We start from the raw sequence: 12,131 nt of genomic DNA, 5'->3' as shown, positions 1-12,131 counted from the left end.
GCATGAATACGTCACTTGAACTTCTCGAAGAGCACCGGATGTTTGGTGGATGGCAGCAACGCTACCGCCATACCGCCAGCAGCCTGAATTGCAATATGACCTTCAGCATCTATCTGCCCCCCCCACGGGATGATAATCCGCCTCCCGTGCTTTACTGGTTGTCGGGGCTGACGTGTAATGATGAAAACTTCACATTAAAAGCGGGCGCACAGCGGATTGCCGCAGAGTTAGGGCTGGTTTTAGTTATGCCGGATACCAGCCCGCGTGGCGATGACGTTCCGAATGATGATGGCTATGATTTGGGGCAAGGTGCAGGTTTTTACCTCAATGCTACCCAAGCGCCGTGGTCTGAACATTTCCGCATGTACGATTATATCAGCCAAGAATTACCCGCACTGATCCGCCAGCATTTCAGTGTTAGCGCCCGTCAATCTATCTGTGGCCACTCTATGGGCGGCCATGGCGCGCTGATGTTGGCACTGCGCAACCCGCAGCAGTATAAGTCTGCCTCCGCTTTTGCGCCGATAGTAAACCCCTGTCAGGTACCTTGGGGCCGCAAAGCTTTTAGTGCGTATTTGGGGGCAGACGAAAGCCAATGGCTGCAATATGATAGCTGCCATTTACTGGCTAATGCGCAAAATCCACTGCCCATATTAGTTGATCAGGGTGATGGTGATCAGTTCCTGGCCGACCAGTTACAACCGGCAAAACTCGCCGAATTAGCACGCCAACGTGACTGGCCGCTAACTCTACGTATTCAACCAGGTTATGATCATAGCTATTTTACCATAGCGACCTTTATTGAAGACCACTTACGTTTCCATGCGGAGTATTTGCACCCATAGAGACGAAATCGAGTTGAATAAGCCATAATATCAGCCCCGTCAGGGGCTTTTTATTTGAAAGAGAATATATAATTATTTAAGTTACAATTTCATTTATCTTTAATCTATAAAATAATAAGAGAAAATAAGTATCTTAAAAATTCCCTCTGTAAAAAACATTGATATTTTTTTAAAAAAGAATTACAAATAAGTGGCTCAACACTGAGCAACAATTAATAACCTCTAAAAGGAATAATTAAAATGGATAATTATATATATACATCACGCAACCCTGATGGGGAAATAATCCCTTCTAATATAATGGCCTTGTTAACTAAGTTAGGATCATTAGATGAATCATTTAAAAACAATGCTCTTACTATAAATAATAATGAAATAGAAAACTTAAAGAACAGTGAAGTTAACAATAAAATAACCGCATGGAACTGGTCAAAAAGCTTCACACAACAATAATACAACTCATTAATAATTTTTTGATAGTAATGGATTAAGGTACTTAAGTTAGTATCTTAATCCCAATAGTCACCCTGTGAAAACTCAATATAGCAGCATGAAATAATGTAATTAATTTCAATATTGATAGAGTAACGAAACAGTAGCCAACAAATAATAATACAAATAGATTCTATTAATAAGTGAGACATTCTTATATGCTGACAGGTGAATTTTTCAATGATTTAAAACTTAGTCCAATATCAAGCTTGTTAGCAATAATAGTAACAGCCATTGGATTAATCTCATCATTCCTGGTGTTACTCCTTTATTTAACTGATTATCGTATTGAAACTCAGCATGAAAACCATCAAGATATTTATCGAATAGAAACTCTGTTTAACTTGCCCAATGGTGATCAAGTCAAGTCAGCTCAAGTTCCTTTGCCGCTTATTTCTGTATTAGAGAATGATGAAAATATTAAGCGTGTTGATTCTATCTTCCGTATTGTCACTCGATTACAGAGCAACGATAAAACCTATTCAAATGTAGATATTTTTGCCGTTAGCGCAGATTTTTTAAATTCCTTAAATCTTTTCCAGCAAAAAGTGACGCATCTCGCACAAAATGAAATCATTATTACTCCTGAGTTTAATCGCCAATACCTTCAGCTGGATACACCACAAGGAAAAATAATCACATTAGGAGATAAAGGACAATTTATCATTAAGGAAGTAGTTGATTTCAATAAATCAAGTCGTTTTAAAACCAATGCAATTATCGCATTAGCGCCTGAAGTCATAGCAGGCTATCATGATAAAAGACATGATTGGTATGATACACACGCCTATGTATTTATCACGATGGAACCCGGTATAACACTCAGTTCCGAACAATTGAATTCTCATATTAGCCAGTATGCGCCTCAGCTCCCAGGAGCGCCCTTCAGCCCTGAAGAATTTATCAAATTATCAACAAGGAATATTACTGATATACATTATGATAATGCATTGCCTGATGAAATGAGCACTGTTATTTCATCAGCATATTTAAATATTTTATATGCTGCTGGCCTGTTTGTTTTTTTAACTACAACTATGAACTTCTTTAATATCAACAACGTAATAAATTCAAACAAAAAAAATAGCTTTTATATAAAGAAGGCCGTTGGTGCTTCTTATTATCAATTGGTTGTAGAATCATTTTTTATCGCAACATTACAAACTATTTTCATGCTTTTATTCGTGCTATTTATTTTACTATCATTAATACAATTTTCAGAAGATGTTAGAGAACTCATCCTTATTCAAGGTGATGATAACTTCTTAACCGCATTCTCTATTACATTAACAGCGACTTACGTTGCAATTTTACTTGCTCATCTTTTATTTTTACTTACGCTTTCACCCTCTAACAGCACTTCCTACAACAGTCTTTATGCTCAACAGTCCCACACTCAAAAAATACATGGCACCCTATTTTGCTTACAAATAATTGTTGCCGGAATCATTATTTACTTATGGGCAGGAGTAATGACCCAAATGCGTTTTATGCAAAACTATGACTTTGGTTATGAAAAAGAAAACCTTGTGACATTTGTACTAAATGATGAATTGAAGTCTCAAACATCAATCAATGCATTACAAGATAAATTAAAGGGAATAGTTGGCGCAGGGAATATCGCGATGAGCAGTTGGCAGCCTTTTGACATGTCGAGAAGTAACATGTCAGTATTTCATCATAACCAACAAGAAAAAGACAAGTTAGTGACGGTAAATACACTTAATGTAAATAAGCACTTTTTTAAAGTCTGGGGAATAACAACAATTGCTGGCAGCGAAAACTTGGTATTACCTAGTGACAACACCAATATTCACCATGCGATTGCTACTAAGTCTTTTGCAACTCTAATGGGACTGCATTCCAACGATCAAGTTCTGAACAATTTATTCTATATTAACAACAATGGTTCACAGCAAGCAGTAAGGGTTCTACAAATAGTTGATGATTTTTATCTTGCAGATCGCGAAACCACCCCATCCCCATTACTTATTTTTATTCAAGATGATAGTCAGCGCTTTGCGGCAGTGAAACTAAATGACATTCGGGATCTGGAAGATGTTGAGAAAACATTAAAATATTATAATATAAACTCTGAAACAATAAAGTTAGTTGATAATTTACATAAAGAACACTTCAATAATAATAATTTAATAAAAAAAACTATCAACTTGGTCACTTTAATTTCAATAATATTAATAATGATAAGCACCATAATAGTTGGGAGTTCAGAAACAAAACGACTCGATAAAACATTAAAAATAATGGAATCCATTGGCGGCTCTATTTATACAAACACTATTTTCTTTATACAACAAAACTTAACACCTATATTTATAGCAGCAATAATATCTCTCCCTATAAGTTTTTGGTTATTACATCACTGGCTGGATCAGTTTAGTTTGGTTAGTGGGACATCTTATCTCTATGCCACTTGCGCTCTCCTTAGCTTCATTTTAAGTATAGTTTTCATTATGAGCACCACACTTATTTTAAATAGCAATATGTTTAATGTCAGGAAAAACAAATAAAATTATGGATATAAGAATTGAAGAAAAAAAATCTATAAATAAAAGTGCCAAACTAATCATTTTTTGTGTGTTGCTTTTTATTATTGCCGGTCTTTACTCAATTTATTACTTATCCACAACACAACATACTTTAGTTATTTCACGAGATGAGGCTATTTTTCACACTATACATCCAGAAGCTTATCAGGAATTATTGATCACCCGAGCAATAGCTGTACCTCAGAAAAGTGTCATTATATCAAGCGAGCGTGGAGGAAAAGTTATTGGTATTACCAAAAAAGCATTTGATACTGTAGTCAAAGGCGATGTTATTGCTAACCTATCAAATTATGACTTTATGTTGGAGGCAACATCCCGAATAGCTAATATTGCTGAGAAAACAAATAATCTTCGTAATATTAAAATGCAATTGGATCAAGATAATCGTGATACAAAAATTAATTTACAGGAAGCTGAACATCAGATAGCGAAATTTTCTAAAGACTTAGCACGACATCAGCAGCTTGATAAAAAATCGATGATTGCAAAATCAGAATTAGAGTATCAAATTGGTATGCTTAAAAACTGGAAAATAAAAATGGATATATTGCAAGATCATAATAATAAAAATAAAAAATCATTGCCATCACAATTTATAAATATAGATAAATCCATATCATTACTTGAGAATATGATGAAAATGATCGAGGATGGTCTGGATCAGTTAGTGATAACTGCACCTATTACTGGAACGTTATCTGTTTTGGATATTGAGTTGGGCCAACAAATAAAACCTGGTGAAAAAATTGCAATAATAGATAACTTGCAATCATATTATTTCAATGTTTATTTAAGTGAATATTATCTCGATAAAATAAAACCACAAAGCAATATAATGTCACAAATAAATGGTCAAGACATTCCACTACTTATTGAGTCAGTATCCACTATTATTGAGAACGGAAAATTTAAAGCAAAACTAATTCCTGGCAAGGAAAGTATTTCTCATCTAAAAAGAGGCCAGTCGATTGAGATTAGGATATTATTACAAGAAGACAATGAAGATATATTACTCGTGCCTTCAGATAGTATTGTTTCAGATAATAATAGGAATAATTTTATCTATGTTTATCAAACAGAAAGTGATCAAGCCATAAAGACGAAAGTTGAAGTAAAACGTAGAAGTAACACGAAAACAGAAATCATCTTAGGATTAAAGGCTGGACAGAAAATTGTGATGCCTCCGGATGCCAATAATAATGAATATGATATCATTGAGTTCAAATAACATGCTAAATATACAAAATGCAGAAAAATGCTATGCCACCAAAACAGTAAAAACGCTGGTTTTGAATAATCTCAGTTTTTCTGTACAAAAAGGTGACTTTGTTTCAATTATGGGGCCATCAGGCTCGGGTAAATCAACACTACTTAATATTATTGGTATGTTTGATAAACTGGACCGTGGTTCTTTGACTCTCGACGGAAACGATATTACTAGTTTGAGTTATTCACAAAAAATATCTCTTAGGAGAGCACTGATAGGGTATATATTTCAATCATTTAACCTAATTCCACATTTATCTGTCTTTGATAACATTGCATTGCCGCTTAAATATCGTGGCGTTGGTAAAAAAGAACGAATTGAACGAGTGAATCAAGTTTTGGCTCTCTTCGATATCAATAACCGAAAAGAGCACAAACCGATACAACTTTCGGGTGGTCAACAACAACGAGTAGCTATAGCTCGAGCTATGGTTGCAAAACCTGCATTACTCTTAGCTGATGAGCCTACTGGAAATTTAGACAGTAAAAATGCTCATGCGGTACTTCAGCAATTAAAAGTTATAAATGAAAAAGGCACAACGATTATTATGGTAACCCATTCAGATGAAGCATCGACTTACGGAAATAGAGTAATAAACATGAAGGATGGTAACTTCACTTAAATTAAGGAGTGTATTATGAGAGATATAATACCGGTAAGAAATATTGACTGTATTAGTATCAATGACGTGAACATCCAAAGCTTAGAAAAGCTAGATAGCTGCGAATATAAAACCCTATCCGCTTATCTTATTGGAAAAATCCCAGCAGAACAATTATTAGATAATGATGAATTGGATATATACAATGAAGAAATAAAGAAAACTATTTCAGCTCAAGCGATTAAAGCAGATAAATTGGTTATTGTATTGAAGGCGACCCGTTTATGTAACCTCCGTTGCACTTATTGTCATTCATGGGCTGAAGGCCCCAATCAGACAGTTTCATTTCATACATTAGTTCATACTGTACGAAAAATCCTTGCAATACCTAACGTAAACAGATTTGAGTTTGTATGGCATGGAGGAGAAATAACACTTTTAAAACCCGCCTTTTTTAAAAAGCTTATTTGGTTACAGCAACAATTTAAACGACCAGCGCAATTTATAACTAATACCATGCAATCAAACTTAGTTAATATTTCAGATGAGTGGTTAACGTTCATTCAAGGTATTGGCCTTAATGTTGGGATTAGTCTTGATGGAGTCCCTAGTGTGAATGATAAACGGAGAGTAGATTACCGTGGCAAAGGAACCTCTGATCGTGTTGCAAGAGGAATAAAAAAGCTTCGCCAACACAACATTTTGTATGGTGCCCTCATTGTTGTTGACAGAGAGGTGTATCAAACTGATATGAAAGAAATGCTCGACTATTTTATTTCAATTGATTTATCTAGCATTGAATTTCTTAATATAGTTCCAGATAATCGCTTGCTTAAAGGGGAGTATATTGGTAATAGCTTTATCAGTTATGCCGAATTCATTAATTTCCTCTCAGTATTGTTTACTATTTGGGTCAAGGGTTATCAAGAAAAAATACATATTGCTGTTTTTGACGATTTTATTAAGGTTCTAAAAAACCCGGCAAATAAACCAGCAGCCTGTTATTGGTCGGGAAATTGTTCACAAGAAATCATCACCCTAGAACCCAATGGCGATATATCCCCTTGCGATAAATATGTTGGTGATAAAGACAGCATTTATGGCTCATTATTGCATACTGATTTAGCTGATCTTCTCGCACGGTCATCACATAATCAACAAGCTATTAATGAGGAAAAAGCGGCAACTAAAAAAATGCATAATTGCCGATGGTTTTCTATTTGTCATGGTGGTTGCCCCCATGACAGAGTCATTAATCGCAGGCATACTGAAGGGTATAATGATATATGTTGTGGGACAGGGAAATTACTCGCGACCATCCAACATCATATATCTAACACCTAGCATCCTGACTTCTGATGATGACATTCCGCCGCATGGCAACTCACTAGTAGAGGGTTAGAAGCTGACAAAATGGAGCATAGACAGCCGAGACAACAGTAAATTAAAGCTAGAAAAGCTTTTTAGCACTGACAATAGCGACACTGTTTGTAGCAAAGTTCAATACTATAATATAAGCTCGGCAATTCTTTCAGGGCTCTGTAGAACCACCAGGATTATTTTACTGCGCATCTTTTTATCTGAGGTTTTATTCTATAAACCGCGTGGAATAAATCACAGGGATGGACAAATAATCATCAGTATGCCGCTCATTAATAAATAGCGACATACCAGTTAGTATTTATACTTTTATTTTGTCTTAACGACCTAAAATGCAGATCCTGGCTGTAATAGGAATGCCTGTTCCTCTGCACTGGATACTCGCCCAAGAATAACGTTGCGGTGCGGATACCGGCCAAAGCGATCAATTATTGCTTTATGCCGCAGCTCATAATCCAACTGAATTTCATTGCCCAACTCGGTATAGAGCGCCAATGCTTGCTGATGAATCAATGCAGATTCTGAATGCATGAAAGGTAAATAGAGAAAACCACGTTGTATCTCAGATAGCTGCCCTACCTGACCGCGACTTACCGCTTCTTGTGCCAGCACTAATGCCATGCCATCACATGAAAAAGACATAGGCAAATCGCGGAATAAATTCCGGCTGAATTGATCTAGTATTAGAATTTCGGCCAAGCGCCCTTCAATATTCTGCCGCCAATGTGCCAGTTCGCCCTTCGACGCCGCTTGCCAAACAGAACCAAACTGCTGACGTAGCTGAGCATCAAAATCCTCGTCCTTTTTGAACCACAACGCCGAGTCTATCTCACTAAACCAAAACTTCAGAATTTTATGGTAATCCATATCCCCTCCTCGTTCGCCTGATGCAGGTAACTGCTAATAAAAAGAATACTTCAGCGCAAGATAGTATCAGTATGGGTTCTCTTTGCCTCCAGTCAATTCACCCGCTTAGTAATCTCTGCCATAATGGTTCTCTTTCTTGATAGGTAGCCCTGCACCAGTTATAGCTTCTGGCGGCAGTGCTCTCAGCCCACGGAGTTCAGTATGGATCACTGTAATACCTCAGATTTATTCTCTCTGGAACAAGCACTGACTAAAATGCTGTCACAGGTCACGCCATTACAGGCCACAGAAACTATTGCACTCACTGATGCTGCGGGGCGTATCACAGCCAGAGCAATTACCTCTCCAATTGCAGTTCCCCCTTTCGCCAACTCAGCTATGGACGGTTATGCTGTACGCAGTCATGAGTTTAACAGCACAATTCCCTTACCGGTGGCGGGTAAGGCTTTTGCCGGCGCACCTTTTAAAGGCACCTGGCCTGCCAATACCTGTATTCGGATAATGACCGGCGCCCCAATTCCAGACGGCGCAGACGCAGTTATCATGCAAGAGCAAGCGACGGTAAATGAACAAGGTGTCATATTTAGTGGCCATGTTCATGTGGGTCAGAATATCCGATTAGCCGGCGAAGATATCCAACAAGAGGCTGCTGTTTTCCCTGCAGGAGTAAAACTAGGCGCTGCGCAGTTGCCACTATTGGCATCATTAGGTATTGCAGAAATTAGTGTTTTCCGTGCCTTAAAGGTCGCAATTTTCTCAACTGGTGATGAATTACAGCCCGTCGGGCAGCCGCTAGGAGAAGGCCAGATTTACGATACTAACCGCTTTGCGGTGCGCTTGATGCTGCAAAAATTAGGCTGCCAAATTATTGATCTTGGTGTCATCCCTGATGACCAGGAGAAATTGCGTCAGGCATTTGAAACCGCGAACGCCGCAGCTGACTTAGTTATTAGCAGTGGCGGGGTATCTGTGGGTGAAGCTGATTACACCAAACAGATGTTGGATGAGTTAGGGAATGTCGGTTTCTGGAAATTAGCCATAAAACCGGGTAAGCCTTTTGCTTTTGGCAAATTGGCAAGTGCCTGGTTCTGCGGTTTGCCCGGCAACCCAGTCTCTGCAGCACTGACATTCTATCAGTTGGTACAGCCGCTTATTGCCAAACTTTCCGGCCATTCGACCTGGCATCCACCATTACGTTTGCGGGCCAAAGCGGCGACAAAATTGAAGAAAACACCGGGCCGTTTGGATTTTCAACGCGGGATTTTTTCTACCAATGCCACAGGTGAACTGGAAGTTCACACCACCGGCCATCAAGGTTCTCATGTTTTCAGCTCCTTCAGCCAGGGCAACTGCTTTATTGTCCTTGAACGGGAACGTGGTTCGGTAGCGGTCGGTGAAACCGTTGAAATTGAGTTATTTAATGAATTATTGAGCTAGCGAATCATTTAACAATAAATTACTGAGAACCTAATATGTTACCTGAACTTTCGGATGAACAAACCCTGCGTTATAACCGGCAAATCGTCCTGCGCGGTTTTGACTTTGATGGTCAGGAAAAACTAAATGCAGCTAAGGTATTAATTGTCGGATTAGGCGGCCTTGGGTGCGCAGCAGCACAATATCTGGCGGTGGCAGGTGTAGGCCATCTTACACTGCTGGATTTTGATACGGTTTCTCTTTCCAACCTACAAAGACAGATTCTGCACCGTGATAGCCGTATCGGTATGTCTAAAGTAGCCTCTGCGGCACTGACATTGTCAGAGATGAACCCCAGCCTGAAACTGGAACTCATTGATACTCAGTTAGATGATGAACAACTCTCTGTTGCAATCGCTGAACATCAATTAGTGTTGGATTGCACTGATAATGTCGCCAGCCGTGAACAACTTAACCGCCTCTGTTATGCACAGCATAAACCACTGGTTTCTGGTGCAGCAATCCGCATGGAAGGCCAAGTCAGTGTCTTTACATATCAGGAAGATAAGCCCTGTTATCGTTGTCTTAGCCGGTTATTTGGTGACAATGCCCTAAGTTGCGTTGAAGCCGGCGTAATGGCCCCATTGGTAGGTATTATTGGCAATTTACAAGCAATGGAAGCCATAAAGTTACTGGCTGAATATGGTCAGGTCATATCAGGTCGTGTGTTGATGTACGACGCCATGACGGCAGAGTTTCGTAGTCTGAAACTGACAAAGGATGCTAACTGTGAGGTTTGCAGCAAGATTTAGCGAATAATCGACATAAAAAAAGCTGATGCAATGCATCAGCTTTAATTGAGACAAACCGACATTATCAGCGCCGAGTCAGCCGGGGCGACTGTGTCGATGGGTACACCGAGTGCTTACGCCGTGACACCCATCTGGCACATTTCCCCGCCAACCAACTTTGCCAGCAGTCTATCTTTCCTTATTGACACTCAATCAGGACTGAATACCCTGGCTACGCAGATAATCTTCGTAGTTACCGGTAAAGTCGATCAGTTTTTTCGGTGTCATTTCAATCACTCGGGTCGCCAGGGAGCTAACGAACTCACGGTCATGGGAAACAAAGATTAACGTGCCTTCGTACATTTCCAATGCCATGTTAAGCGCTTCGATGGATTCCATATCTAAGTGGTTAGTTGGCTCATCCATTACCAGAATGTTAGGGCGCTGCATCATCAGCTTACCAAACAACATCCGCCCTTTCTCACCACCAGACAGCACCTTAACTTTCTTTTTAATGTCATCTTGGCTAAACAGTAAACGGCCTAACACGCTGCGCACAGCCTGCTCGTCATCTTTTTCCTGTTTCCACTGACTCATCCAGTCAAATACGGTCAAATCGATTTCAAAATCGCTGGCGTGATCCTGCGCGTAGTAACCAATCTTACTGTTTTCAGACCATTTTACTGTGCCGCTATCTGGCTCATAATCCCCTACCAACGTTTTCAGTAAGGTAGATTTACCAATACCGTTTGGCCCAAGGATTGCCACTTTTTCACCAACTTCCAGGCGAAGATCCAGCTTTTTAAACAATGGGCCGTCATCAAAACCTTTAGTCAGCAGTTCAACTTCCAGCGCATTACGGAATAACTTTTTATCCTGATCAAAGCGGATAAACGGGTTCTGGCGGCTGGAGGCCTTCACTTCATCAAGCTGAATTTTATCAATTTGGCGTGCGCGCGAAGTTGCCTGCTTGGATTTAGAGGCATTGGCGCTAAAGCGGCTTACAAAGGATTGCAGCTCAGAAATCTGGGCTTTCTTCTTCGCGTTATCCGATAACAGACGATCACGGGCTTGGGTCGCCGCAGTCATATATTCGTCATAGTTACCTGGATAAACACGTAATTCGCCGTAATCCAGATCCGCCATGTGGGTGCACACCATGTTCAGGAAGTGACGGTCATGGGAAATAATGATCATGGTACTATTACGTTCATTCAGAACTTGTTCTAACCAACGGATAGTATCGATATCCAGGTTGTTGGTTGGTTCGTCAAGTAACAGAATTTCTGGATCTGAGAACAAAGCTTGCGCCAGCAATACACGCAATTTAAAGCCGGGAGCAATTTCGCTCATCAGGCCATAATGTTGCTCAACAGGAATACCCACACCCAGTAGCAATTCACCGGCACGGGCTTCTGCGCTGTAACCATCCATCTCACCGTAGGCAACTTCCAGATCAGCTACTTTATAGCCGTCATCTTCGCTCATCTCGGCCATGCCATAAATGCGGTCGCGCTCTTCTTTTACTTCCCACAGTTCGCCGTGACCCATAATAACGGTGTCCAGCACTGTGTTGTTTTCAAAGGCGAATTGATCCTGACGCAACTTACCCAAGCGCTCATTCGGGTCAAGGAATACGTTACCGCCGCTTGGCACCAGATCACCACCAAGGATTTTCATGAATGTGGATTTACCACAACCATTAGCGCCGATCAGGCCATAGCGGTTACCGCCACCGAATTTTACTGAAATGTTTTCAAACAGCGGCTTGCTGCCGAATTGCATGGTGATATTGTTAGTACTTAGCACAGAGCTCGCTCTCGATTTGATTACTGAATAGGGATATTCAAGAATACTAGAAAATGTGATTCGGCGCGCATTATGCCACAAGATGGCCAGAGT

10 protein-coding genes are annotated in these 12,131 nt (G+C 39.8%); 8 read left to right on the top strand and 2 right to left on the bottom strand.

Translation table 11 applies throughout. The annotated features are described in order from the left end of the window. The first annotated feature begins 2 nt into the window (after positions 1-2). The 6 genes from fghA to darE all read left to right on the top strand — a co-directional run bounded on the left by fghA (position 3) and on the right by darE (position 7,119). Positions 3-845 carry an S-formylglutathione hydrolase gene (gene fghA / locus YROHD0001_RS14435; protein ID WP_032816111.1) on the top strand — a complete coding sequence of 281 codons (843 nt, stop codon included), beginning with the start codon at positions 3-5 and terminating at the stop codon, positions 843-845. A gap of 300 nt (positions 846-1,145) precedes the next feature. Continuing rightward, the gene (gene darA / locus YROHD0001_RS20400) at positions 1,146-1,298 is read left to right on the top strand and encodes a darobactin family peptide antibiotic (protein ID WP_282645133.1); all 153 of its coding nucleotides are present in this window, start codon (positions 1,146-1,148) and stop codon (positions 1,296-1,298) included. 197 nt (positions 1,299-1,495) lie between these two features. Then, positions 1,496-3,868, top strand: a complete 2,373-nt coding sequence (gene darB, locus YROHD0001_RS14440; RefSeq protein WP_004713475.1) for a darobactin export ABC transporter permease subunit — start codon at positions 1,496-1,498, stop codon at positions 3,866-3,868. Positions 3,869-3,872: 4 nt separating this feature from the next. Beyond that, complete coding sequence (darC, locus tag YROHD0001_RS14445; RefSeq protein WP_004713474.1) at positions 3,873-5,135, top strand: darobactin export ABC transporter periplasmic adaptor subunit; 1,263 nt, start codon at positions 3,873-3,875, stop codon at positions 5,133-5,135. Between the two features lies 1 nt (position 5,136). Next, a complete protein-coding gene (darD, locus tag YROHD0001_RS14450; protein ID WP_004713473.1) occupies positions 5,137-5,796 on the top strand; it encodes a darobactin export ABC transporter ATP-binding protein in 660 nt (219 codons plus the stop codon). Between the two features lie 15 nt (positions 5,797-5,811). Continuing rightward, on the top strand, positions 5,812-7,119 hold the full coding sequence (darE, locus tag YROHD0001_RS14455) for a darobactin maturation radical SAM/SPASM protein DarE (protein WP_004713472.1): 1,308 nt from the start codon (positions 5,812-5,814) through the stop codon (positions 7,117-7,119). Positions 7,120-7,482: 363 nt separating this feature from the next. Here the strand turns inward: darE and YROHD0001_RS14460 are convergent, their stop codons facing one another. Next, positions 7,483-8,022 carry a DUF924 family protein gene (locus YROHD0001_RS14460; protein ID WP_004713471.1) on the bottom strand — a complete coding sequence of 180 codons (540 nt, stop codon included), beginning with the start codon at positions 8,020-8,022 and terminating at the stop codon, positions 7,483-7,485. Between the two features lie 201 nt (positions 8,023-8,223). Between YROHD0001_RS14460 and moeA the strand changes: the two genes are divergently transcribed. Together moeA and moeB are read left to right on the top strand one after the other, a co-directional pair. Beyond that, complete coding sequence (gene moeA / locus YROHD0001_RS14465; protein WP_004713470.1) at positions 8,224-9,459, top strand: molybdopterin molybdotransferase MoeA; 1,236 nt, start codon at positions 8,224-8,226, stop codon at positions 9,457-9,459. A 35-nt stretch (positions 9,460-9,494) separates the two neighbouring features. Next, a complete protein-coding gene (moeB, locus tag YROHD0001_RS14470; RefSeq protein WP_004713469.1) occupies positions 9,495-10,250 on the top strand; it encodes a molybdopterin-synthase adenylyltransferase MoeB in 756 nt (251 codons plus the stop codon). A 192-nt stretch (positions 10,251-10,442) separates the two neighbouring features. Here the strand turns inward: moeB and YROHD0001_RS14475 are convergent, their stop codons facing one another. After that, the gene (locus YROHD0001_RS14475) at positions 10,443-12,038 is read right to left on the bottom strand and encodes an ABC-F family ATPase (protein WP_071817864.1); all 1,596 of its coding nucleotides are present in this window, start codon (positions 12,036-12,038) and stop codon (positions 10,443-10,445) included. Positions 12,039-12,131 lie beyond the last annotated feature (93 nt).

The organism is Yersinia rohdei ATCC 43380 (assembly GCF_000173775.1).
Lineage (GTDB): Bacteria > Pseudomonadota > Gammaproteobacteria > Enterobacterales > Enterobacteriaceae > Yersinia > Yersinia rohdei.
The sequence above is the reverse complement of the archived record's forward strand: the minus strand, read 5'-3'. Positions and strand labels throughout refer to the sequence as shown.